We start from the raw sequence: 25,295 nt of genomic DNA, 5'->3' as shown, positions 1-25,295 counted from the left end.
CTATAGAAGCTCTGATGAATTTTGAAGAACAGGAAAGTAAACATAATCAAGGAATAGAAGAAACTGTTCCTTCTCCCTGCATAGCAAATAATTCTCCCCGAGCGAAATTTGAACAATTTAAAGCCGATAGTAATTACTTACAAGAACCTCTACAAAGTGAATTAGCAAACGACAGCGATCACTTTACGAACGACGCAGTACAACTTTTAAAATTTCATGGTAGTTATCAACAAGACGATCGGGAACATAGAAAGAAAGGAGGCACAGGCAAAGACTGGCAAATGATGCTAAGGCTAAGAAATCCAGCTGGTTTAGTCCCAGGTCCACTTTTTGTTGCCTTAGATGATCTTTCTGATCGACTAGGTAACAAAACGCTTAGAGCTACTACTCGGCAATGCTTTCAAATGCATGGAATAAAAAAAGGGAATATTAAAGAAGTAATAGGAACGATAGTAAAGTCAATGGGATCTACCCTAGCTGCCTGTGGAGACGTCAACAGAAATGTAATGGCTCCAGCAGCACCGTACGAAAAGGGATCTTATCCTGCTGCTAGAAAATTAGCTAATGATATTGCCGATATTTTGTCGCCTCAAAAAGCCGAGAAAACATACCTTGATTTATGGGTTGATGGCGAGATGAAATATGCTATTAAGCCATCTTCTGAAGTCAAAGAAAAAAGGAAGCTACAACGAAATTCGGGCGTTTTTAGTGGGGACAAAAATGAACCTTTATATGGTGCAACCTACTTACCAAGAAAATTCAAATGTGCAACCACAGTACCAGGAGATAACTCTGTGGATATACTTACCCATGATATAGGTCTAGTGACGTTCACGAATTCAAAAGGAATCCTAGAAGGATGTAATGTCTACGTAGGAGGTGGTATGGGTAGAACACACAATTTAGATACGACATTTGCGAGGATAGCAGATCCAATTGGTTTTGTTGAAGGGGAATACATACTAGAACTTGTTCAATCTATTCTCGCACTTCAAAGAGATTATGGAGATAGAAAAACAAGAAGACATTCTAGACTTAAATATGTGCTGCATGACATGGGTGTCGATTGGTTTAAGAAACAGTTAACAAAAAAATATTTCACAAAAAAGATTGATACCTTAAGGAACGAAGGGGATACAAAACTTGAAGATTATCTAGGCTGGCATAGACAATCTGAGAAATTATGGTTTGTTGGTCTACCACTATTATCAGGTAGGCTTAACGGAGTAACGAAGAAAGAGTTAAGAAATATAGTTGAAAAATATGCATTGGATGTACGTTTAACTCCCAACCAAGATTTACTATTGTGTAATATTGGTAATTATCAAAAAGTCAGTGTAAATAATGATCTGATTAATATTGGTTTTAATAATCCAAAAAGCCCTGACCCAATAGCTAGACATGCAATGGCTTGTCCCGCTCTACCATTATGTGGACTTGCGATGACTGAAGCAGAGAGATTTTTACCAGATCTCTTAGAGCGATTAAACAATCAATTAAAAAGATTAGAGATCAGCAAGTCAATACTAGTAAGAGTTACAGGCTGTCCAAATGGATGTGCTCGCCCATACATGGCAGAATTAGCTCTGGTTGGTAGTGGTTTAAATCAATATCAACTATGGCTTGGTGGTAGTACAAATTTACGAAGATTGGCGACTCCTTATCTACAAAAAATGCCTATCAATGAATTAGAGAAGACATTAGAGCCTTTATTCCTTAGCTGGAGAGATACTGGCACCTCATCAAGTCTTGGAGATCATGTGACCAAACTTGGTTCTGAAGCGGTAATGTCTTTACTAACTTCAAGTGCAGCTCCATAAATAGCATACCCTTTCTTGCTTAACCAAGACCACAATTGATCTCCATAGCTAAAATGCCACCATTCGTTCGGATGTTGAACAAATCCAGCTCTTTCCATAACTGCAAGTAAAAGAGACCTTCTATATTGAAAAACTTGATGTTTTGAACAAGGTCTCTTGGAATAGTCTTTCTTATAAAAGTCAGGTGATGATTCAGCCCCAATTAAATCAATTTCACCGCCAAGATCTAGTGTTTTTCCTGTCATATCAGCTAGAGTCAAATCAATCGCGCCACCAGTACTATGAGGTGGAGGCGTAAGGGGATTAGAAGACGGTTTCGCCCAGAACTGAGCTACTTCAGCAACCACATTAGTTATGTCTACATTATCAGAGATATTATTTATATCAATTCCTCTTGACCTACAAATTTCTTGCATGGTGTAATCAAACATAAATTTTTGAACAGAAATAGGCCTCCAAGCATCAAACAAAGCCAACTGTAATTGAGGATTAATCTCTGAAAGATATTGTTGTGCTTGTATCAATCTTCTTAAAACACTACTACGTAAAACCCATGGATCTGCGCCAGTCAAGTATGGAGCACCTAAAGACATATAAGGATGAGGTGTTAATCGAAATATAGATTGTGGAATAGAAATTAAAGGCTCTTTACATTCATTTATTTTTAAATTGCTCCAAGGTTTCATCTTCATAATTTATAGAAAATGTAAATAAAAATCTCATTCTTGTACAAATTTATTGAATTTTAGCTTTAAATTTAAATGAATTCAATAGTTATTTAACCAAAATATTAATTTAGTTTATTATCAATTTTAAGTTTATCCCACTGTTCTTTTATTAACAACCGAAGTATAGAGTTGTTTTTAAGCTCAGAATCGTTATCTAAAATCTGACGAGCCTCATTGCGCGCAAGTTCAAGCACGTCAGCATCATCAGCTAATGATGCCAGTGCAAAATCAGGTAAACCTGATTGTTTTGTACCTAAGACTTGTCCAGGTCCGCGAAAACGCAAGTCAATTTCTGAAATTTCAAATCCGTCATTGGAATTAGCAAGAACTTCCAATCTTTGTCGAGATGTTTTATTTTTATTTTGATGACTCAGGAGACAGTATGACTTGGAGGCTCCCCTTCCAACTCGACCCCTTAATTGATGCAATTGAGCAAGACCAAAACGATCAGAATCCTCAATTAGCATTACACTTGCATTTGGTACGTCAACACCTACTTCTATAACTGTAGTAGAGACCAGTATGTCACATTTTTTGTTGATAAAATTCTGTATGACCTCTTGCTTTTCAACACTCTTCATTTTGCCATGAAGTAAGTCAACAACAAAATCTGGAAAAACCTCTGTAGACAACTGATAATGTACATCAATTGCCGAACTAATTTCTAGTTTCTCAGATTCTTCAATCAAAGGTAGCACAACATAAATCTGATGTCCTTTATTAATTTCAGTCCTGATTAATTCATATGCATAATTCTTTTCCTTTGGTGTAATCAGCTTAGTATCTATCGGAGTTCGACCAGGTGGAAGCTCATCTAATTGACTAACATCGAGATCTCCATGCAAAGTAAGTGCAAGTGTTCTCGGAATGGGCGTAGCCGTCATCGTAAGTAAGTGAGGTTGCAAACCTTTATTCAAAAGTTTGTTCCTCTGTTTGACTCCAAAGCGATGCTGCTCATCTACAACTACAAGACCAAGTCGTTCAAAGATGACTTTGTCTTCAAATATTGCATGAGTTCCTACCAGAATCTTAGTAGAACCATTTACTAAATCTGTAATAATTTGTTTACGTCGAGACTTGGCTGTAGAACCAGTTAACAAATCTACGTTCACCTCAAGTTGAGGGATCCATTTACTTAGTGTTTGATAGTGTTGAGTGGCAAGCACCTCGGTGGGTGCCATAAGAGCACCTTGCCATCCAGATTGGACAGCACTGAGTAGTGCTGCTATGGCGATGACGGTCTTTCCACTACCAACATCGCCTTGTAATAGGCGAGACATTGGCTCGGCTTTGACTATGTCTGATTCAATTTCCTTCAAAACTCTTGTTTGAGCATTTGTTAGAGAGAAAGGAAGAATACTTAAGAATTTTCTTACAAGGCTATTACTACTGAGTTCAATACTTAGTTGAGGAGAATTACGTTTCTTATGCAGATCACGTCTTAAAAGCAGACTTAACTGCAATAACAAAAACTCTTCGAATACAATTCTTCTCTTTGCTTTAGCTAAAATTTTTGCATTCTCAGGGTTGTGGATATGAAAAAAAGCTTCTTTCTTAGTTAGTAGATCTAGTCTATTTACAGTATCTTTCGGAAGTGGGTCCTTAATATCAGATGTTAAATAAAGAATAGACTGGATTAGATCTCTGAATTTGTCTGCAGTAACACCTTCAGTTAAAGAATAAATAGGGAATATCTGACCAATAGTTCTAGATTTCAAATAACTGGTAGGACTATCGATAATTTCTATCAAAGGATCGTTTAATGATTTACCATATTTACTTTCTTTAACTAGCCCACTTACCGCAACAGTCGAACCAACAGTATACAAACTTTGTTGAGATTTTACATAGGCAATACTCCTACCACGACTACCTGCAAAAAATCTTGTAACTTTAATCCCTCCAGTCCTATCTTTTAAGAAGAGTTCAAGAATAGAAAGATTTGGATTTTTAGGACTCTTAAATGAACTGCATCGTCTGACTTTAGCAACGATCGTTACATTCTGACCTGCATGAGTTTTATCTATAGTTTTCAATGAGGTGTAATCAACATAATCACGAGGGAAATAATTTAAGAGATCACGTATTAAAAAAAGGCCCAGTCTTGATAATCTTTCTGCTTGTTTTGGTCCAACACCCTTAACGGCTGAAATCGAACTTCTTAAATTTATTAACTCAGTCGAAGAACTTTTCGTAGACCCAATAGATTCATACACACTTCTTATTTTTAATTTTTTTAGTTCTGTTTTCTCTTTATTTTCTTGATATGTATATAGATTATGAAGAGTCTGTCTTGTCTTGACTATTATTCTTCGCCTATCATCAATGGACAAAGATGGATATTTTTCATAATCCAGAGCTAATTTCTTTAATTTAGAAAGCTCAGAATCTGGAAAAATTATAGAAGGGAAGTTTAATAAATACCCACTTACAAAAGAAGAAAATTTATTAGTTCTACCTTGAATATTATTACAACCGTGATCAACTTCAACTGTTAATGCTTGTTGTAAAGGTCGTACCCATGTTACTAGTTCAGCTGATTGGCTATCAGGATTAGGTATTGGATCATTACTACTTAAATTTTGGTTGTGTCCTTCCACCATTCTTTATTAACCTCTTCTGCTAATGAGCGACCTTGCCAATAACGTTGCTGTTTAATCATACCCAAAAGTACATTTTGATAATGTTTAATGTTAGTTCTATTTTTTCTAAGTCTTGGATTATCAAATTCCATATCCGAGGGAGTAATTAGCAAGCAATCAATATCTAACCCTCCAGAAGGAACTAATGGATTATTGGTTGGCAATTTAAAAGTAAGAATATTGGATACAGATTTAGAAGAAATTAATTGACCAGACAAGGCCGCATCTAAAATATTTATTGGAATCAGAGTATTTACAATACCAGATTTTAAAAGCTCAGTGTTAATGGAATCTGATAGGTCACGCAATCTTCGAATCAAAGCTGTATCTATGGAAATAATCCACTCATATAGTCCAATTGGGGATTGTGGAAGAAATCTATTGTTTGTGACATCATCACTAAAGGAGGACACATGAGTAGAATCCTCACTGCTGGAATCGAAATCTGTTGAATTAGATTCCTCGGTCAATGCAAATATTGACTGCAAAACCTCAATATCTTTACTTTTTAAATTAAAAGTATCGGTAATCTTTTCATCTTCATTTAATTGCTCATACTCTTTATTTTTTTTAATTCGCGACTCATTTTCAGATTTTGTACTTTTCTTATAAATTTCTTTATTATCTATAGAGTATGGAGCTTTTAATTCACCATTCCAACCTTCAATAATTGATAAATTTTCCAAGGGCGGTATTGAACTTATATGAATTGAATTAACAGTGCCAGATGATTCGGATTTTTCAGAATCATTTTTCAAATTTAGTGCATTTGACATTTCATCTTTAACATTATTTAAATGACGAATATTTTCTTGATCAATTTTCTTAGCCAAATCAATTAAATGTTCAATTGTTATGAGAGAAATATTATCTGAAACTAATTTGTCAATTTTCAACTGAAATAGCTTTCTTGAACTAAATGTTGAGAAACCAAAATCATCTCCAGGCCGATCAGTGATTAGAGAGAATAATGTGGTTCTTATGGTTTGAGGTAGCAAATATCTCAGTTCCTCAAGATAAACAGAAGTAACTCTATAGATAATAGGGGATATTTTATTACATTTTTCCTTTAACAAACCTATTTGATCTAAAGGATCAAACTTAGAATCCAAAAAATACTTATTTTTAGACAAAATTAATCGGAGGTCATTGATGCAACCTCTTCTGCAAAATCAGTCTCTTTGACATCAATCCCCTCGCCAAGAATATATCTAGTAAATCTACGAACTTTTATGTTCTCTCCTATTTTACCAGCAACTTGTTTTACAAGCTCTTCAACATTTATTGAACTATCCTTTATGAATGGTTGTTCTAAAAGAGCCATCTCTTTTAATCTCTTTCCTATTCGTCCTTCTACAATTTTTTCTTTTATTTGATCGGGCTTACCTGAGAGATCATCTCTTCCCATCTCAATTTCCTTCTCCTTGCTTGCAATAGCTTCTGGAATTTGATCAACGCTTACATACTCAACACTTGGACAAGCGGCGACTTGCATTGAAAGATCTCTCAAAAGTCCTTGAAATAAATCTCCTCTAGCTACGAAGTCTGTCTCGCAGTTCAACTCTAAGAGGACACCGACTCGAGAACCTGTGTGTATATAACTGCCGACAGCTCCCTCAGCGGCGACTCTACCTGATTTCTTTTCAGCACTGGCTATACCTTTTTGTCTTAACCATTCAATAGATTTTTCCATATCACCCTTGTTCTCAATTAGGGCTTTCTTGCAATCCATCATTCCAGCAGATGTTTTGTCTCGAAGTTCTTTGACGAGTTTGGCTGTTATCTCCGGCATTTTATGTAGGTGTAGTAAAGAATTAGATTAAATTAAGAATTTATAATACAAGTATACTAGCTAGTCGTTAGTGCCATGTCTCCCTTCATTTATGGCATCAGCTAATCTGCCCAAAACGAGTTGAACAGATCGAACTGCATCATCATTACATGGTATGGGGATTTCGCATAGATCGGGATCGCAATTAGTATCAAGCATTGATACCAGTGGAATATCAAGCTTTCTAGCCTCTAGAACAGCATTTGTTTCCCGCCTCTGATCTACCAAAACTACAACATCAGGTAGACGTCTCATTCCTTTTAGTCCACCAAGATATTTTTGCAATCGTTCTAATTCTCTACGTAATACGGCACCTTCTTTCTTTGGGCGCATTGCAATAGCACCACTAGATTCCATTCTTTCAAGATCTTTTAGTCGATCGATTCTCGCTTTCATTGTTGTCCAATTTGTAAGCATCCCTCCAAGCCATCTTTGATTAACGTAGGATGCTCCGCATCTAATGGCTTCTTGAGCAACGACTTCGGAGGCTTGTTTTTTAGTTCCTACAAAAAGGAATCTTTTACCACTTCTTGCCGCTCCTCTTGTCCATTTATAAGCGCTATTCATACAAACAGCGGTCTTGACTAGATCAATAATATGAACCCCATTCCGAGCGGAGTAGATGTAGCGGGACATCTTGGGATTCCATCTTCTTGTCTGATGCCCGAAGTGAGCACCAGCTTCCATCATCTCTGAAAGAGAAACTACAGCCATTTTTTTAGTAAGTTCCGGGTTCGCCTCCACCCAACAGGGATGAATTAAATAGTGATTAATAAATCATTATTTATTCATCACCCGAAACAGTCAGGTGTGCGGTTTTGAATTTGCATGAGAATTCTAACAAACGATTGCTCACCGAATTCCCAATAATGATGCTTCTCTAAAAATTTGTCTCACTCCAATCAAATTAAGAGGAAGTCTTAACAATTCCATAGCTAAACCAGATCGACCATTCTTGATTAGAAAAGCCAAGAGAGGTCTGAGTGTCTTTGTATTAATAAGTCCGCCAAAAGTTAAAAGTTCCCACAGGCAACGATGAAAGAAAGTGTATTGAATTATAAATTTCACTCTCAAAGTTGGATGCTTACGATAAAAAACTAATCCCATTTTTGATCTTTCTTTTTCAATTCGAATCAAATGAGGAATTTGATCAAGAGCTAATGCTGGATGCCAATGAAATCCAATAGCTCTTGGACATCTGATAAGTTTAACGCCCATATTTCTTAATCTTTCTCCTAATTCCAAATCTTCCCAACCATATAACCGAAAAGATGTGTCAAAAAGGCCTGATTTTTCTAAAACATTTTTATCAATAGCAACATTTCCAGTAGCAAAGTAGGCCCAGGACAAGTCTTGAAATTTAAAAGGCTCAGAATTTGGATTATTAAAATTAGAAGTATTTATGACAGATCCATAGGTAAAACATCTTCTGTTACCAAGTTTTTTCCAAGCTTTGAGCAGAGCATCAACATGGTTAATTAGAAAATATCTATCAACAACAAGATCACTGTCTATAAAAACAATTAGTTCTCCTTTTGACTTTTCAACTCCAAGATTTCTTCCTAAAGCTGGCCCTCCATGAGATTGTTCAAAAAGTCTTAAATGAGGATAAATATCAGCATTATTTCTGAGCCAATCAACCGTCCCATCTGTTGATCCATCATCGACTGTAACAATTTCAAAATTTTGAATTTCATTATTTAAAAATTGTTTTTCTAATGCATCTAGACACTTTTTTAGTATCGGAAGTCTGTTGTAAGTGGGTATGACAACGCTTACTAACATCTTTAATTAAAAAATAAAATCAAAAAAATTGTCTTTAAACACTTTAAAATAAATGATTAAAAAAAAAATTATCTGATTTGAATAGCGGCTTATTAATCAGCAGCCCCACCGTTATTTGCAGTTCCAGTAACACCATTACCTGCTCCTTCTCCTCTGCCATCATTACGAAGCTTACGTTTCTTAAATTTCCTGGCATAAGCTCGATTTCTCTCTTGCTTCTCTTTCTTAAGATTTCGTCTTTTGGACATACTAAGTTCCTAGATTTTTTATATATAACCAATTTACTAAACTGAGGGCAATATTTGGCCATCTTCCATTCGCAAGAGACGATCTGCTACATCCAATATTCTGGGATCATGAGTAACCATCAACACCGAGCACGATTGTTCTGAAGCTAATTTTTTCAACAAATCAACTATTTCTCTACCAGTTGAACTATCCAAAGCAGATGTTGGTTCATCCGCTAAAAGTAATTTTGGTCTAGCCGCAAGAGCTCTGGCAATTGCTACTCGTTGTTTTTGCCCACCTGATAAGTCATGAGGCAGCTTGGATAAATGGTCTTCTAATCCAACAGCTCTCAGCCACTCTCTAGCCTGAGCTCTACGAGCCTTGTACGAAAATCCATTTAAAAGGTCAGCTCCCATTTGAACATTTTGCTCAGCGGTAAGACATCGCAAAAGATTATGCCCCTGAAAAATCATTCCAATATTTTTTCTAAGATTCTGCCTAGTTTTTCTGCTCGCTCCAAAAAGTTGTTTACCAAGCACTTTAAGGTCACCATCTTGAACTTTACGAAGAGCTCCAATCAAAGTTAAAAGAGTAGTCTTTCCACATCCTGAAGGTCCTGTCAGTAAAACAACCTCACCAGGAGAAATTTCCATTGAGACAGACTGAAGAACATGCCTTCTCATTTCTTCATGACCATACCAATGATTCAAAGAAACAATCTTTAAAGTATTTTTGTTTATATTTTTCATAAATTATTTAAATTAAGCATTAGATTATTCATTAAAATATTTCAGCAGGATCGGCATCTGCCAATTTCTTCATAGCTGCCAATGCTGATCCCATACACATAAAAAGTATTAAGCAAAATATAATTGATGCTCTGCTAAAACTCATCTCAACAGGTAATTTAGTTGATGATCTAACTAAAGCATATAAAGCTTGTCCTGAAACATAAGCAGGAATATATCCAATTATTGATAAGATTAATCCTTCTCTAGCTACAACTCCTAAAAGGCTTCTTAAGTTATAACCCATAGCCATTAAGGTTGCATATTCAGGCAAATGATCACTAACATCACTATAAAGAATTTGATAAACAATTACACAACCAACAATAAATCCCATTGCGGCACCTAATGTAAAAATAAATCCAATCGATGTACTACTTTTCCAATAATTCTTTTCAAAATCTATAAATGATTTTAAAGACATAACTTTAACGTCGCTAGGTAAACTTAAATTCAATGAGCGAACCACATTTTCAATATTAGATCCCTTCTTTATCCTTACTAAACCAATTTCAATACTTCCTTTGGGATTACCTGGAGATAGTTCTAAGTATGTCTCACTGCTTGTTATTAAATTTCCATCTGCACCAAAGGAAGGACCTAAACTAACTATTCCAGAAACTCTAACTCTTTTACCTGCGACTTCAGTTTCAACTAAACGCCCTGCTTTAAACCATTTAGAGATTGGGCCAAACTCATCCCTGGAAAGATCATCAAATAAAACTCTTCCTTTATTCTTTAAAGTTTCTGCCTTCCTTTCAAAATCAGACTCAATTAATAATGGCTTACTTGGCTCAAAACCTAAAGCAAGAATGGATCTTGTGGATAAATTTTGAGGATTTCGCCAAAGGAGAAAATTCCAATTAACAGCAGTTGTTCCAATGACGTCTCTATGGGCCATGGCTTGAATTAATCTTCTTCGAGGAAACCCACTCATACTTATTGAACTTTTTGAGCGAGGACTAATTAATACCAGATCTGCATCAAATAACTTATGAACAGTAACACTTGCGTCGAACAATCCATCTCTAAAGCCTAGTTGCATAAACATCAAAATCCCAGCAAATGCTATTCCTGCAATAGCCACCAATATCCTTAAAGGTTGTCTTGTCAGCAAAAGCCAGGCAAGAGGTATTTTCCTGTTTTTTAAAAAATTATTTATTTCCACTAGGGCTGAAACCGAGCAATAACTTTCATCCCAGTTAAATGAGAAACCTTTTGAGCAGATGCAGTATCAAGTTTGACTCTGACCTCGATAATTCTTGAGTCAGCATCGCCGGTTGGATCAGTAGCAAGCACTCTTCTTTGCCTGACTTGTGGGCTGATCAAACTAACTTGACCTCTTAAAGACCCATTAAACCCTCCATTCTCACTAATTAAATCAGCAGACTGACCCACTTGTACTCTGTCTATATCGGATTCATAGACTTCAATAAGAGCTTCCATTAATTGATTAGCGCCCACACTAATTACACCAGACGAATTCGGCCTCTCTCCCTCACGAGTCAAGATTTGAAGAACAATCCCATCAATTGGACTTTTTAATTGTGTTTGCTCTAGATCGACGTTAATTGCATCTATGGCAGATTGAAGCTTTGAAATCCTGGTCTCAGAAATGAACAAATCATCTTTCATTTTGTCTAAAACAATTAACGCAACTGCGCCTTTATCTACAAGAGATTGATATCTATTAATTTCCCTATTTTTTATCCTGATTTCACTGATTAATATATTTAAATTTGCTTGTGCAGATTTTAAGTCGGCTTCAAGTTTCGGACGATTATCAAAAACAGCTAAGATTTGATCCTTAACAATAGAGTCACCCTCTCGAACTAATAATTTAGATAATCTTGGAGTACCACCTTTTCCACTGGTTGGAGCTGCTAATTTTCTTATTTCTCCAAGAGGATTTAATTGACCTAATGCTGCCACACCTTCAATCCTATCAACTACTTTGTTATTTATAAGAGTTTGATTTACTTCTAAATCTTTATTATTACATCCGCTAATCAAAAGAATGCATAAGGGTGTTATGCCTATAAAATAAAAGAATTTAAAATATACGTATTTAAACATTACGAACATTCAAAAAGGATTTTGTTAATGTATTCATCTGCCCAAGATGAACCAAAAAATTTAGTTAGGATAGCCCTGGTCTTATCATTAAGTTTTTGATTAGAGCAATATCTTTTTTGATAATTAAGTCTGTTCATTGTATCTGAAGAATTAATTTCGTCTTCCTTGCCCCTAACCAATAAAGATAAGAGTAGTGACAAATATTGGTCAATGAGTTTTAAAAATAGTTTTTCTTCGAACAAATCAACTGGACGGATAAAGCAAGCATATGGAGAGAAGATAGATCCCCATTTAGGAAGCTTCCCGGGTTCGTTAAATTTAGGAATTTGTAATGATCTCATTTGAGAAACGAGGTAATCAGGCAGGTGCTCTCCAACAGGTGATAAGTCAACAATGGCAGCAGAAATATTATTTGAATTAACTACCAAATCAGCGCCAAATATTGGAAGTTCAAAGCATGGGTCAGGGAAAAAAACACAATGTAGTATTTCAAATTTTTTGCCAAGCTTTGCAACCTCCAAATGAATTTTTCTAAATCCTTTTGCTTGATAAAACTCGTTACTGATAAATAATTCCTCCTTATTAAGATTGGAATAAATCCTTTTGGACTTAGAATCAATATTTAGAGGTTCAACATCGGTCAATGAAATGATTTTGTTCTTGATAAGTTCGAAAGCTTCAAACAAAAGAGGATTCAATTTTCTTTGAGTGCAAAAAACTGACTTCAAAACTAATAACTCAAACTAAAAGGAATGGCAAAGGATCATAGAGAAGGTCTATTTAAAAAATATTCTCAAACAATATTATATGATTATTAAGAAAAAAAAAAGGACTGACAAGAGATTTTTTTGCAAAGTAGAGTTAAATAAGGAACAAGGGTTCAATGATTGAATTTAGAAAAAGAAAAAAAGCAATAACAAATAAATAAACAAGGATAATTTAATTATAAATAAAATTTATACATATAAAATAGATAACTATTAAAAAAATCTTTTATAATTTAAAAGATTTGAGCCATCTTGAACCATCTTACTTAAAACCGTAAATATTTCATGCTTGGATTGAGATAGCATAAAGATTTAGCGTATTATAAGATATTAAGAATGAAAGTAAATCATTGGTCATTGCCTAATGGTGCTACCTGTGTCGTAGCTGATATAGAACAATCAACATTGACTTGTATTGACTTTTGGTGCAAAGGAGGAAGTCTTTATGAAAAGAAAGATGAAGAAGGAATTGCACATTTCTTAGAGCATATGATATTTAAAGGGAGTAAAAACCTTAAAGAAGGCGAATTCGATTTAAGAATTGAATCTCTTGGTGGAAGTAGTAATGCCGCGACTGGGTTGGACGATGTTCATTATCACGTTCTAGTACCACCAGAGAAGATCGAACAAGGACTAAATCTGATATTAGAATTATTATTATTTCCTAAAATTGAAAAAGAAGCATTTGAGGTTGAGAAAGAAGTAGTTTTAGAGGAAATCGCACAAAATATTGAACAACCAGATGAAATTATCTATATGAAATTATTAAAGGGATGCTTAACACCACATAGATACTCAAAGCCAATATTGGGTGACGAAAAAACTGTAAAAAGTCTAAATACTAGACAAATGAAACAATTTCATAAAAATCATTATGTAGGTAAAAACTGTACACTTTCCATAGCAGGAGAATTACCAAAAGAAATTATTTCAATCGTTAGCAATAGTAAACTTAATGAATTAAAAAAAATTACAAAGGAAACAAATATTTGTACAAAAACCGCTTTTAATACGGGCTACAAGAAAGAAACTATTCCTAGGCTTGAGGGAGGAAGAATATTGAAAGCCTGGAAACTTCCCCCTGCAAAAGAACAAATATTAATTTTAGGAGCAGAAATTGCTGCCACAATTTTATGCGAAGGTAAAAGTAGTATTATTGTTAAAAAATTAAGAGAAGAAAAAAGAATTATAGAATCAATAGACATAGATTTACAAATTCTGGAAGAAGGTGGATTAATTCTTCTAGACGTCAGTTGTCAAAAGGAAAATCTTAAACTTGCTGAAAGTGAAATCAATAGTATTCTCAAAAAATTAAACAGGGATTTAGTTGCTGATAAAGATTTAGAACGTGCAAAAAAATTAGTTGTAAATAATATTTATTTTGGTCTTGAGTTGAGCACTCATATTGCCTCAACTTTAGGAAATCAAGCTCTATGGGGACGACACCAATCAGTATTAAAGTCGATAGATGATATTTCATATTGGACAACTTCACGTTTAAATGAATTAATTTTTCCATTATTTAATCCAGAAAATGCATTTACATTAATTGCCGAACCAGAGAAATAAATATGAACATAGTCCTAGACGAACTTAATAGCAAAAAAATAATGTCTGCGAAATTATGGATAGAAAATGGTAGCAGAAATGATCCAAAAAACCAAAAGGGTATTCATCAAATTTTAAGCTCAACAATGCTTAGAGGGTGTGGGCCATACAACAATAATCAAATTGCTGAAATCGTAGAAAGTTCTGGTGCAAATTTAAACTGTGATACATTTGAAGATGGTCTTCTAATAAGTCTTAAATGTATCGAGAGTGATGCTTATAAACTTCTTCCTTTGATTGGTTGGATGATTACGAAACCTAAACTTCAGCTAGATCAGATTCAATTAGAAAAAGATTTAACCATAAAAGCAATTAAGAGACAAAAAGAAAGTACTTATCAATTAGCTTTTGATGGCTGGAGAAAGATGGTATACCGTGACGGACCATATGGACATGACCCACTAGGATCAATAAATGATATAAATAAAATCAATAAAGAACATATATTGCCAATTTCAAGCTCATTAATTCATAGAAAAAAAAACTTAGTAATTTCAGGAAAGTTTCCTATTAATGTAGAAAATTATATAAAAAATTCAATTGCTTTTAACGGGATTAGTGAAAATTTTACTAATCAAAATGAAATATCAAAAATAATTAATTATACTAGAGATCAAACCCTAGATAACAAAAAAACTAGCCTTTATGCACGCTCATTAAATACAAATCAAGTTATTTTACTATTAGGCAAAGCAACAATTAGATATGATAATGAATCTGACATTTTGCTCAGATTATTATCATGTTACTTAGGCTATGGAATGTCGAGTTTATTATTTAAGGTTCTCAGAGAAAAGCATGGAGTAGTTTATGAAGCTGGAGTTTATCACCCTATTAGAGAGAATCAAACACCCTTTATTATGCACGCCTCTACAACTGAAGACAAGGCAATTCTAACTCTCCAGTTACTGAAAGAATGTTGGGGTAAAGTTCTAAATAGTGAAATATCACCAGAAGAATTAGATCTTGTAAAGGTAAAATATCGAGGGCAAGTGGCCCATTCATTGCAAAGTGTTAGTCAAAGAGCTGAGCATAAAGCACATCTTTTAGGAATTGGTTTAACAAAAGATCACGATAAAGAAGTACTACTAAGCCTTGATAGTATTAGCAGTAAAGAAATCAAAGATGCTGCCAATAAATATTTAAAGGAACCAATGCTTAGTGTTTGCAGTAACAAAGAAGTTATACGTAAAATCAGTAAAGACTGGCAAGCGTAATTTAATTTTCAGTTACCATCATTTAGAATTTTAAGTCTTTCAGAAGGAATCAAGAAATTGCCCCTTCTAAATTTTACTTCTAATACATCTTTTGACCTTATACCAATAATTACGCCAACCTCATCAAGAGATACTAGATCTGGAGGCCTTAACATTGAAATAGAATCTGCTGTCTTCAAATAGGGAAGAGGAACTTGTAAGGATACTTTTTCTCCAATTGAAAATTTCATTATAAATATGTAGCCCTAAATTATCCTATTGACATATCAAGCAATTTGTAAATAATTAATGTATGAGATCTGCTCATTAAATTCATTGCAAAAATTTAGCAGCGGGTTAAAAGCAATAACAGGCGTAATGTTAATTATAATATTAGCAATGTTACCATCATCTATAGTTCTTCTTCAAGAAGACCTATCTCTCTCAATTATTCCACTTCATAGCAATTGGCAAATTCAAGGGCCTCTATTAACTTCATTGCTTTGCGGACCTCAAATAGGAACAATTTCTGCAATTTCCTATCTGATTATAGGTTTATTCTATTTACCTGTATTTCATGGAGGGGGGAGTGTTGGTTATATATTAACTCATGAATTTGGTTACTTGTTGGGATTGATTCCTGCTGCTTGGATATCTGGTTTTTTAGCAAAAAAAAATTCTAAAGCTAATTTAATTAATTATTCACTTTATACAACACTATCATTGTGCATTTTGCATTTTATAGGTATTATTTATTTAATTTTTGGTAAAATTATTGGGAATTGGTCAGATAAATTATCCGATCTTATTTTAATAAATACTATTTTACCTTTCCCAACTCAATTATTACTATGCATATCAATTAGTCTATTATCAATATTACTAAAACGTATATTAATAGTAAGATGAATCAATTAAAGAGTAGAAGCATGAAAATCATAATATACTCTTTTTTCATTGTTTTATTAGATCAAGTTAGTAAGTTTTTAATATTAAGTATATTAGGCTTTGAAAGATCAAAAAATATTATTCCTAATTTATTAAATTTCACACTCGTAAAAAACAAAGGCGCTGCATTTAGTCTTTTCAGCAATTCAACAAATATTCTTACTATCATAAGTATTTTAGCCACTTTAATATTAATTATTTTTATATTAAAATTTCCACCAAATTCTTTTTGGAATTTTATTGGACTTACATACCTTTTAGGTGGGACTGTAGGTAATGGAATTGATAGATTATTCAAAGGCTATGTTCTAGATTTTTTCGAGTTAGTTCCAATCAATTTTCCTATTTTCAATGTAGCAGATATATCAATAAACATTGCTATATTATGTTTTTTAATTGATATAATTAAAACCAAAGATAAATCAAGTCCAAAATATTAAAAAAAATAAATGATATTTATCATATGAAAATCTATAATTCAAAAAAAATAATATTTTATATATTCATAGTATTTATTAGCTTGATACTTGTAGGCTTGATCGGGGCAATAATTAGATTAATAAATATTCCTGCAATATTTATTACAGTTTTCATAATAGGTGGTTTAATTTATACAAAAAAAATAGATAAGTTTAAAAACATTCTTAAACCTATCTTCAAAAATAATAAGGAGGTGCAATCATTAGACTTATCAGTCATAAGTAAGAAAGAGGCTGCAGGAAAGTCACTAAAGACACTTGATCAGTTAATCATGTTAATTAACGACAAAGTAAAGGCAAAGGCACTAATGGATGAAAAAAATAGAGTTTCATTAGAATTAGATAGAGGCGATATTATTTTAGTAGTTTTTGGAATCGGCTCCAGTGGCAAAACATCATTAATAAGAGCTCTGCTAAAAAGAATAGTAGGTAAAGTTAGTCCTGAAATGGGCTCAACAAAAGCACAAGAGACCTATAGGCTCAAGCTCAAAGGGCTTAAAAGAGGAATAAAAATAATTGATACTCCAGGGATACTAGAAGCAGGGGAAAGAGGAAGAGAAAGGGAAAAGAGTGCGTTAATAGAAGCACGTAAATCTGATTTAATGTTAGTAGTAATAGAGGGTGATTTACGTTCTACCGAAACAAGAACAATTAGAACTTTATCTAAATTAGGGAAAAGACTTGTACTAGTATTGAATAAAATAGACTTAAGAGGAGAAAATGAGGAAAAAAGATTAATTGAAATTCTTAATTCTAGATGTTGTGATTTTATTGAATCAAAAGATATTATTTGCACATCAGCATCACCTCAGACAATTGCAATCCCTGGAGAAAAACCTTATCAGCCAGAGCCTGAAGTAAGTAGTTTAATTAGAAGACTAGCAAATATATTACATGAAGAAGGTGAAGATTTGATAGCAGATAATATATTAATTCAATGCAGTAATCTTGGTAAAGAAGGGAAAAGGTTATTAGTTAAGCAGAGAAGTCAATCAGCTAAAAAATGTATTGATAAGTATGGTTGGCTTAGTAGCGGTGTATTAATATTAACACCATTACCATTTATCGATATGATCGCTGCTGCTGCGGTGAATGCACAAATGGTTATTGAAATTGCAAAAATTTATGGTGTTGAAATCACAAAAGAGAAAGCAAAAAACTTAGCATTTTCAGTCGGTAAAATACTTGCAACTATGGGCTTAGTTAAAGGGGGAGTTTCTCTAATAAGCTCAACATTGAGTTTATCACTCCCAACATTAGTTGTTAGTAAAGTGATTCAAGGAGTAAGTGTCTCCTGGCTAACAAGGGTTGCTGGAGCAAGTTTTATAACTTATTTCCAGCAAGACCAAAACTGGGGAGATGGTGGGATCCAAGAAGTTGTTGAATATCATTACAAATTAAACAAAAGAGATGAGTATTTCAAAAGTTTTATTCGCAAAGCTTATGAGAGAGTTATTGATCCTTTAGTTGAAAAAAAATTCAAAAAACTGCCACCGCGATCAAGGCCTCCGAGGGGGGAGGACTCATTGGACCTCTAAAGTCCAAAGCAAAAACGATTGCCAAATAAATCAGGCCAATCAAAATTGATATAAATGCTGTTGTTAAAGCTAAAATATTTTTTTTATTAAAAAAATCATTATTCATTTTAAAATCAAATAATCGAATGATTAATAAGATTAGCTAAAAGTTTTAAATCATCAAATTTAGTATTAGGGTTACCCATAACAGCCTTTAAATAATATGTATCCTCGTACATTGGTCTAGAAAGCATAAACTTATTGGCTAACAAAGAGTTTCTAGTTTTTATAGACCATTTGGACGCTTCAGAAGAAGTATGATTTAACGGTGTAAATGCCATAAGATGAAGAGGTCCTGATATTATTTTAAATTTTGACGAATCAATTATTGATTCTAAATAACATCTTTTTTTAATAGACTCCAAAAGTATTTTATCAATACCATCTTCGCCCAATTGTCTTAAACCAATCCACAATTTCAATGACTCGGCGGATCTGGTTCCTTGAATTCCAAGTTCTCCTCCATGAAAGTCATTACCGATACTTGGTTCGGCATAAGGTAATCCAGTTGAAAATGTAGAAGAAAGATGGTTTTTATTAGCAACAAGTAACAGAGAAGACGTTTTTGCGATTCCCAATAATTTTTGTGGGTTAACGGTTAAGGAGTCGGCGGAACCTAACCCTCTAACAATTTCTGAGGTAATTGGAGATAGACCAAAAATTCCACCTATTGCGGCATCAACATGAAGCCAAACTTTCTCTTTTTGACAAAATTGAGAAATTTCAGACAGTGGATCAATAGCTCCTCTTACAGTAGTTCCTGCTGTAGCGACTACAGCAAAGCATTTCTTCCCTTGAGATTTAATTTTATTTAAACTTGTACGTAAACAAGAAATTTTTAATTCACCATTTTCATCTGTAGGAATTCTTTGTAGAGATTCCTTTTTTAAACCCATAATCTTTAGAGCTTTCAAGAATGAAATATGACAATCATCACTAGCAAAAAAGACTGCACTTGGATCGCTTTCTAAACCAGCAATATTTCTTGCCATTACTAAAGCCATTAAATTACTTAAACTTCCTCCGCTGGCTGCTACACCTCCAGACGAATCACCCAAACCCAATCTCTGACAAAACCATTTGCAAAGGTTTCTTTCCAAGAATGACAAGCTGGGCGATAGTTCTTCTGCTAAAAGATTATTGTTTAAACCTGCGCAAATCAGTTCTCCTACTATTGAAGCTGATAAAGGGGGTGGGTCCAAATGAGCAAGCGATCCTGGATGGGATGGTCGATAGGAACCATTCATTAACAATTTAAGTTCGCTCAACAAAACATTATTAGAGACGCCTTCTCTCCCTGGATAAACATCAGGCAATTCAACGGAGTCAGGAAATGGAGATTGACTAGCGGACTCAGCAAACCAATCACAAAGATTACTTGAGGCTTGTGCAAGTAAAGATTGCAATTCTCTATCTAAATTGTGAGGAGATGCGAAAGGGTCCAAAGAAAATAAGTCTCTATTTGTGGTATTGGATAATCAAGTTCAAACCAAAAAAATGATTAATCTGTAGATAAACATTTTATTTGATAATTCTCCAAAGACCTAAAAAATTGTCAAACCCAATCGCTCTGAGTCAGGAAGAAAAAATAAAGTGGATGACAAGATTGCTTACCAAAGCAAACCTTGTAGGAGAGAGAGGTGAAGTCCCTATTGCTGCAGTTATTCTCGACAAAAGAGGAAGATGTATTGGCTATGGGGGCAATAGAAGGGAAAAAATGAAAGATCCTTTGGGTCATGCTGAGTTAGTAGCCCTCCGACAAGCTTCTTGGATAAATAGTGATTGGAGATTTAATGACTGTACATTGATAGTAAATCTAGAGCCATGTCCAATGTGCGCAGGCGCTTTAATACAAGCAAGAATGGGAAAGATAATCTATGGATCGGAAGACCCAAAAAGAGGAGCATTAGGTGGAACTATAAATCTCGCGGAACATAAAAGTGCCCATCACAAAATGATTATCGAGAGAGGTCTAATGGAAGAAGAATCAAGAAAGATTATCGTGGATTGGTTCAAAGATAAAAGAATCTATCAAAAAAATATATTATCTAAACTTAGGTAGTTCAGTTTCAAAAATATTTAATATTCTATCTACATTTGTAGAAGTCGAGTTGTATCCCATTAATCCTATTCTCCATACTTTTCCAGCCAGATCACCAAGACCACCTCCTATCTCAACACCAAAGTTACTTAATAAATGATTAGTAAAAGCCTTGCCATCAATACCATTAGGTATTTTCACAGTAGTAAGAGTAGGTAAGCGTAATTCTTCTTCAACATGTAACTCTAAGCCAATATTTTCCAAAGAATTCCAAAGCGATTTTGCATTCTTTCTATGTCTATCCCATGAAACTTCCAATCCTTCTTTAGCTAACAATCTAAGCGCTTCACGAATACCAAAATTCATGTTTACTGGAGCAGTGTGATGATATACACGATCACTACCCCAATATTTATTAAGTAAAGATACATCTAAATACCAGTTAGGAACCTTATCTTTTCTGTTGCTCATTTTATTTTCAGCCCTCTCATTCATTGAGAAAGGTCCTAATCCTGGCGGGCAACTTAATCCTTTTTGACTGCAACTGTAAGCCAGATCAATTTTCCACTTATCCAAATAAAGAGGAACGCCTCCCAAAGAAGTTACAGTATCTACAAGAAGTAAACAATTATATTTTCTGCATAAATCACCAATTCCATCCATGGGTTGACAAACACCTGTTGAAGTTTCGGCATGAACAATTGCTAAAACTGCAGGATTATGTTTTTTCAGTGCATCTTCTATTTCATCAAGTGAAAAAGCATTACCCCAATCTTTATGAATGGTTTCTACATTTGCCTTATATCTGCCTGCCATATCAGCAAGACGATGGCCAAAATATCCTTTTATGGCTACTAAAACCGTATCCTCTGGTTCGACAACATTTGCCAATGTTGCTTCCATCGCGGCGCTTCCTGTCCCACTCATAGGGAGTGTTAATCGATTGCTGGTTTGCCACGCATATCTAAGTAACTCTTGCACCTCACTCATCAAGGCCACATAAAAAGGATCTAAATGACCAATTGGTGGCTGAGAGAGCGCTTTCAAAACAGCAGGATCTGCATTTGATGGGCCCGGCCCAAGTAATAACCTTTCAGGGGAAACAGTTGGACCAAAATCTTTACGATGTTGATTATCAACAGAAGGAAGAATTTGAGTGGCCAAGAAAACAGATCGGTTTATATACCTTTGAGCCTAAAAGGCGATAGGCAAAGTCGGGGTGTTTTTTTTAGGGATTGCAATAGGAATTTGCTAGATGTGCCCTAGAAGCCAAAAAACAATCATATTTTTCTGTTAAAAATCTAAAAAAAGTGCTTCTTGATACAAAAAAAGATGCAAGCGCTTATTACGTTCATAATTGATTAACTATGTTGTAAATCAAATTCATCATGAGCAAGACCTCTCAAGATGTTCTTCGTCAAATAAAGGATGAAGGCATTGAGCTAATAGATCTAAAATTCACTGACTTGCATGGCAAATGGCAACATTTAACCGTAACCTCAGATCTTATTGAAGAGAGCTCTTTCTCAGAAGGTCTAGCTTTTGATGGTTCTTCTATTCGCGGATGGAAAGCCATAAACGAATCAGATATGGCAATGGTTCCAGATCCATCGACAAGCTGGATAGACCCTTTCTACCATCACAAAACTCTTAGCTTAATTTGCTCAATTCAGGAGCCAAGAAGTGGAGAACCATATTCCAGGTGTCCAAGAGCTTTGGCACAAAAAGCATTGGATTATTTAGGAAGCACTAGTGTCGCAGATGCTGCATTCTTTGGCCCTGAACCAGAATTCTTTATTTTTGATGACGTTCGATATAATTCAGGTGAAGGCGGGAGTTTTTATAGCGTAGACACCATTGAAGCTCCATGGAACACAGGTAGAGTTGAGGAGGGTGGCAACCTTGGATACAAGATTCAACTCAAAGAAGGATATTTCCCTGTCTCTCCAAATGACACCGCTCAAGACATGAGGTCTGAAATGCTTCTTTTGATGGGTGAACTAGGAATACCTATTGAAAAACATCACCATGAAGTAGCAGGAGCTGGGCAGCATGAACTAGGGATGAAATTCGCACCCTTAATCAACGCTGCAGACAATGTGATGATTTATAAATATATAGTCAGAAATGTAGCCAAGAAATATGGCAAGACCGCAACTTTCATGCCTAAGCCAGTTTTCAATGACAATGGAACAGGAATGCATGTTCATCAAAGTTTATGGAAAAGTGGTCAGCCTTTATTCTTCGGAGAAGGTACTTATGCAAATTTATCTCAAACAGCTAAATGGTACATAGGAGGGATCCTGAAACATGCGCCTTCATTCCTTGCATTCACAAACCCAACTACCAACAGTTATAAAAGATTAGTTCCTGGTTTTGAAGCACCTGTTAATTTAGTTTATTCACAGGGCAATAGATCAGCGGCTGTCAGAATTCCTTTGACTGGGCCAAGTCCAAAAGCAAAGAGACTTGAATTCCGATCCGGTGATGCATTAGCCAACCCTTATATTGCTTTCTCTGCAATGATGATGGCAGGTATTGATGGGATCAAAAATCAAATCGATCCTGGTGATGGAGTTGATGTTGATCTTTTCGAACTTCCTTCAGAAGAATTATCAAAAATAGATACTGTTCCATCCTCGTTGAATGATGCATTGGAGGCATTGAAAAGTGACAACAAATATTTAACTGAAGGAGGAGTATTTACTAATGATTTCATTGACAATTGGATAGATCTTAAATACGAAGAAGTTCAACAGTTAAGACAAAGACCTCACCCTCATGAATTCACTATGTACTACGACGCCTAAAACAAACTCTTGACTATAAAATTAGAGCTAAAAAATTAGGGCCAAAGCAAGAATTTTGCATTGTCCTTAATTTTTTTTTTAGTTAGCTGGTCACTAATCAATCGAATCTGTTAGATAATAAAAAAAATATACAACGGTTTATGGCAACGCCAAGCCTTAAGAAATTTGCTTATCACACTCTTCAACAGGGGAAAACACTGGCTGGCTTAGCTCATAAAGAGTTGAGTAATAAATTAATGGAAGTTTTTGCACCGGAAGTTGTTCCCGATAATTTTTCAATCGATCAAGAGTTATTAAAAGAAGTTAGAAGATCGATGGAAAGACTTGAAAAAGTTGATTGGCAAGAAGCAGAGGCAGGCATTTATCCAAAATCTCAACTTTTCGAAGCACCTTGGTTGGAATGGGCAAAAAAATATCCTTTAATTTGGCTTGATATGCCCAAAACTTGGGAAAGACGTAAAAAGAACAAAACGAGAGAAATTCCGCGAAATGTTAATGAAGAAGATTACCCAAGTTACTATTTACAAAATTTTCATCATCAAACAGATGGATATTTAAGTGATCATTCCGCTGAAATTTACGACTTACAAGTTGAAATACTTTTTAACGGAACAGCCGATGCTATGCGAAGAAGAATTTTATCTCCTTTAAAAAGTGGTCTAAAAAAATATTTATCTGAAAGCTCAAAAAAAGTAAAAGTTTTAGATATTGCTACTGGGACAGGAAGAACTCTCCAGCAAATACAAAGTGCTTTACCTGAAGTAGAACTGTATGGTCTGGACTTATCAGGTTCATACCTAAAACAGGCTAGTAAATATCTAAGTTCGAGAAGTGGTGATCTCGTCCAACTTACAAAAGGAAATGCAGAAAATATGCCTTACTCATCAAGCAGTTTTCAAGCATTGACTTGTGTTTTCCTTTTTCATGAGCTTCCTAGAGATGCACGACAGAATGTTTTGAATGAATGCTTTAGGTTGCTAGAGCCTGGAGGAACTCTTGTTCTTGCTGACTCCATACAGATAGAGGATTCTCCAAAATTTACTTCAATTATGGAAAACTTTCATAAAATATTTCATGAACCTTATTACAGGGACTACATAATAGACGATATAAATTTAAGATTAAATGAAACTGGGTTTTCATCAATAACTTCTGAATCGCATTTCATGACTAAAGTATGGAAAGCGAACAAACCATTTTAATTTTATAAAATAGTATCTGAAAACGCCTTAAACAAACTTAGTATTATGGTCAAAAAAAATAAATGCATCTGGTCAGAGAAAGCCAAATCTTTAACTAAAGATCTTCACAGGGAAATTAGTATTAATAACTATAATTGGCATGAACTCAGGGGAAATAAAAGAAGAAGAAGCGCTGAGTTAATTATTTCTGCAATATCACAATTAATTAATGATGGAGACGAAATAGAAATAGAAAACTTACTCAATCAAGCAATCTTATGGATAAAAGAAGAGGTAAGAGATACAGGATGTAAAAACCACTAGAGCATTACTTTTTTAGTGATAGTTGCAATCTATTTCCTTTATTACTCCATCTAACATCATCAAAACATTTATGAATTAAATATATTCCTCTTCCACTATTTGCATCAATTTCTTGAGGTAAAGAATTTAGCCTTTTGTTTTTAACTATGCCAATTCCTTCGTCTTGAATTTGCCATACAAACCATTTGGGAGTAAGGATTCTTCTAACTCGAACGACTTTATTAGGATTAGATAAGTTTCCGTGAACAACAGCGTTAACAAGAGCCTCATGCAAACCCAATTCAACTTTTTTTGCAGTTTCTTTGCATATCACAGGCTCTAAAAGAGTCTCAACAAATGATGCTAGTTGTAAAGTAGAGGGTTGAATAAATACAGCCCAGTTTTTAGAAGGCTCCACAATTAATTAAAACATCTTTAGTAAATTAATTTTCTGAACAAAGAATTAGTATATAAATAAAATTCATAA

Annotated in this window: 25 protein-coding genes; 10 read left to right on the top strand and 15 right to left on the bottom strand. The window is 34.5% G+C overall.

What is annotated here, in order from left to right:
* Window positions 1-14: 14 nt before the first annotated feature.
* Complete coding sequence (locus AC6EI2_RS00860; protein ID WP_498463442.1) at window positions 15-1,820, top strand: NADPH-dependent assimilatory sulfite reductase hemoprotein subunit; 1,806 nt, start codon at window positions 15-17, stop codon at window positions 1,818-1,820.
* Here the strand turns inward: AC6EI2_RS00860 and AC6EI2_RS00855 are convergent.
* The 11 genes from AC6EI2_RS00855 to AC6EI2_RS00805 all read right to left on the bottom strand — a co-directional run bounded on the left by AC6EI2_RS00855 (window position 1,757) and on the right by AC6EI2_RS00805 (window position 12,596).
* Window positions 1,757-2,512: a M15 family metallopeptidase gene (locus AC6EI2_RS00855; protein ID WP_498462552.1), complete on the bottom strand. Its 756-nt coding sequence runs from the start codon at window positions 2,510-2,512 to the stop codon at window positions 1,757-1,759. The genes AC6EI2_RS00860 and AC6EI2_RS00855 overlap by 64 nt on opposite strands.
* A gap of 98 nt (window positions 2,513-2,610) precedes the next feature.
* Window positions 2,611-5,151, bottom strand: coding sequence for an ATP-dependent DNA helicase RecG (recG, locus tag AC6EI2_RS00850; protein WP_498462551.1), 2,541 nt, complete (start codon window positions 5,149-5,151; stop codon window positions 2,611-2,613).
* Window positions 5,124-6,302, bottom strand: coding sequence for an adenylate cyclase (locus AC6EI2_RS00845; RefSeq protein ID WP_498462550.1), 1,179 nt, complete (start codon window positions 6,300-6,302; stop codon window positions 5,124-5,126). Before AC6EI2_RS00845 ends, recG begins: the two co-directional genes overlap by 28 nt.
* Before the next feature lie 23 nt (window positions 6,303-6,325).
* On the bottom strand, window positions 6,326-6,982 hold the full coding sequence (gene tsf / locus AC6EI2_RS00840; RefSeq protein ID WP_498462549.1) for a translation elongation factor Ts: 657 nt from the start codon (window positions 6,980-6,982) through the stop codon (window positions 6,326-6,328).
* A 60-nt stretch (window positions 6,983-7,042) separates the two neighbouring features.
* A complete protein-coding gene (gene rpsB, locus AC6EI2_RS00835) occupies window positions 7,043-7,735 on the bottom strand; it encodes a 30S ribosomal protein S2 (RefSeq protein ID WP_498462548.1) in 693 nt (230 codons plus the stop codon).
* 138 nt (window positions 7,736-7,873) lie between these two features.
* A complete protein-coding gene (locus AC6EI2_RS00830) occupies window positions 7,874-8,806 on the bottom strand; it encodes a glycosyltransferase family 2 protein (protein WP_498462547.1) in 933 nt (310 codons plus the stop codon).
* A 92-nt stretch (window positions 8,807-8,898) separates the two neighbouring features.
* Complete coding sequence (locus tag AC6EI2_RS00825) at window positions 8,899-9,054, bottom strand: Asl3888 family RNA-binding protein (RefSeq protein ID WP_011293689.1); 156 nt, start codon at window positions 9,052-9,054, stop codon at window positions 8,899-8,901.
* Window positions 9,055-9,090: 36 nt separating this feature from the next.
* Complete coding sequence (locus AC6EI2_RS00820) at window positions 9,091-9,783, bottom strand: DevA family ABC transporter ATP-binding protein (protein ID WP_498462546.1); 693 nt, start codon at window positions 9,781-9,783, stop codon at window positions 9,091-9,093.
* Between the two features lie 31 nt (window positions 9,784-9,814).
* Complete coding sequence (gene devC / locus AC6EI2_RS00815; RefSeq protein ID WP_498462545.1) at window positions 9,815-10,990, bottom strand: ABC transporter permease DevC; 1,176 nt, start codon at window positions 10,988-10,990, stop codon at window positions 9,815-9,817.
* Window positions 10,990-11,907: a lipid ABC transporter permease gene (locus AC6EI2_RS00810; RefSeq protein ID WP_498462544.1), complete on the bottom strand. Its 918-nt coding sequence runs from the start codon at window positions 11,905-11,907 to the stop codon at window positions 10,990-10,992. The genes devC and AC6EI2_RS00810 overlap by 1 nt, the downstream gene beginning before the upstream one ends.
* The gene (locus AC6EI2_RS00805; RefSeq protein WP_498462543.1) at window positions 11,898-12,596 is read right to left on the bottom strand and encodes a phycocyanobilin:ferredoxin oxidoreductase; all 699 of its coding nucleotides are present in this window, start codon (window positions 12,594-12,596) and stop codon (window positions 11,898-11,900) included. The genes AC6EI2_RS00810 and AC6EI2_RS00805 overlap by 10 nt, the downstream gene beginning before the upstream one ends.
* A gap of 405 nt (window positions 12,597-13,001) precedes the next feature.
* Here AC6EI2_RS00805 and AC6EI2_RS00800 point away from each other — a divergent pair, with 405 nt between their 5' ends.
* Both AC6EI2_RS00800 and AC6EI2_RS00795 read left to right on the top strand, forming a co-directional pair.
* Window positions 13,002-14,234, top strand: coding sequence for a M16 family metallopeptidase (locus AC6EI2_RS00800; RefSeq protein WP_498462542.1), 1,233 nt, complete (start codon window positions 13,002-13,004; stop codon window positions 14,232-14,234).
* 41 nt (window positions 14,235-14,275) lie between these two features.
* Window positions 14,276-15,490: a M16 family metallopeptidase gene (locus AC6EI2_RS00795; protein ID WP_498462541.1), complete on the top strand. Its 1,215-nt coding sequence runs from the start codon at window positions 14,276-14,278 to the stop codon at window positions 15,488-15,490.
* Between the two features lie 8 nt (window positions 15,491-15,498).
* Here AC6EI2_RS00795 and AC6EI2_RS00790 read toward each other — a convergent pair whose 3' ends face one another.
* A complete protein-coding gene (locus AC6EI2_RS00790; RefSeq protein ID WP_498462540.1) occupies window positions 15,499-15,720 on the bottom strand; it encodes a DUF3148 domain-containing protein in 222 nt (73 codons plus the stop codon).
* A 148-nt stretch (window positions 15,721-15,868) separates the two neighbouring features.
* Here AC6EI2_RS00790 and AC6EI2_RS00785 point away from each other — a divergent pair, with 148 nt between their 5' ends.
* The 3 genes from AC6EI2_RS00785 (at window position 15,869) to AC6EI2_RS00775 (ending at window position 18,434) form a co-directional block, all read left to right on the top strand.
* Complete coding sequence (locus AC6EI2_RS00785) at window positions 15,869-16,378, top strand: biotin transporter BioY (protein ID WP_498462539.1); 510 nt, start codon at window positions 15,869-15,871, stop codon at window positions 16,376-16,378.
* Window positions 16,375-16,857: a signal peptidase II gene (gene lspA / locus AC6EI2_RS00780; protein ID WP_498462538.1), complete on the top strand. Its 483-nt coding sequence runs from the start codon at window positions 16,375-16,377 to the stop codon at window positions 16,855-16,857. The genes AC6EI2_RS00785 and lspA overlap by 4 nt, the downstream gene beginning before the upstream one ends.
* A gap of 95 nt (window positions 16,858-16,952) precedes the next feature.
* Complete coding sequence (locus AC6EI2_RS00775; RefSeq protein ID WP_498462537.1) at window positions 16,953-18,434, top strand: DUF697 domain-containing protein; 1,482 nt, start codon at window positions 16,953-16,955, stop codon at window positions 18,432-18,434.
* A 113-nt stretch (window positions 18,435-18,547) separates the two neighbouring features.
* Here the strand turns inward: AC6EI2_RS00775 and AC6EI2_RS00770 are convergent, their stop codons facing one another.
* On the bottom strand, window positions 18,548-19,918 hold the full coding sequence (locus AC6EI2_RS00770) for a pyridoxal phosphate-dependent decarboxylase family protein (RefSeq protein ID WP_498462536.1): 1,371 nt from the start codon (window positions 19,916-19,918) through the stop codon (window positions 18,548-18,550).
* A gap of 152 nt (window positions 19,919-20,070) precedes the next feature.
* Here AC6EI2_RS00770 and AC6EI2_RS00765 point away from each other — a divergent pair, with 152 nt between their 5' ends.
* Window positions 20,071-20,535, top strand: a complete 465-nt coding sequence (locus AC6EI2_RS00765) for a nucleoside deaminase (protein ID WP_498463441.1) — start codon at window positions 20,071-20,073, stop codon at window positions 20,533-20,535.
* On the opposite strand, the gene AC6EI2_RS00760 is transcribed toward AC6EI2_RS00765, so the two are convergent.
* On the bottom strand, window positions 20,518-21,678 hold the full coding sequence (locus AC6EI2_RS00760; protein ID WP_498462535.1) for a pyridoxal-phosphate-dependent aminotransferase family protein: 1,161 nt from the start codon (window positions 21,676-21,678) through the stop codon (window positions 20,518-20,520). The two genes, AC6EI2_RS00765 and AC6EI2_RS00760, sit on opposite strands and share 18 nt — an antisense overlap.
* Window positions 21,679-21,902: 224 nt before the next feature.
* On the opposite strand from AC6EI2_RS00760, the gene glnA reads away from it, so the two are divergent.
* The 3 genes from glnA (at window position 21,903) to AC6EI2_RS00745 (ending at window position 24,829) form a co-directional block, all read left to right on the top strand.
* Window positions 21,903-23,324: a type I glutamate--ammonia ligase gene (gene glnA, locus AC6EI2_RS00755; RefSeq protein WP_498462534.1), complete on the top strand. Its 1,422-nt coding sequence runs from the start codon at window positions 21,903-21,905 to the stop codon at window positions 23,322-23,324.
* Between the two features lie 140 nt (window positions 23,325-23,464).
* Complete coding sequence (locus AC6EI2_RS00750) at window positions 23,465-24,526, top strand: class I SAM-dependent methyltransferase (protein WP_498462533.1); 1,062 nt, start codon at window positions 23,465-23,467, stop codon at window positions 24,524-24,526.
* 45 nt (window positions 24,527-24,571) lie between these two features.
* Window positions 24,572-24,829, top strand: coding sequence for a DUF6439 family protein (locus AC6EI2_RS00745; protein WP_498462532.1), 258 nt, complete (start codon window positions 24,572-24,574; stop codon window positions 24,827-24,829).
* A 4-nt stretch (window positions 24,830-24,833) separates the two neighbouring features.
* Here AC6EI2_RS00745 and AC6EI2_RS00740 read toward each other — a convergent pair whose 3' ends face one another.
* Window positions 24,834-25,226, bottom strand: a complete 393-nt coding sequence (locus AC6EI2_RS00740) for an ATP-binding protein (RefSeq protein WP_498462531.1) — start codon at window positions 25,224-25,226, stop codon at window positions 24,834-24,836.
* Window positions 25,227-25,295: the final 69 nt, after the last annotated feature.

This window comes from Prochlorococcus sp. MIT2302 (genome assembly GCF_059772385.1).
This window is presented reverse-complemented; position numbering and strand designations above follow the sequence as displayed.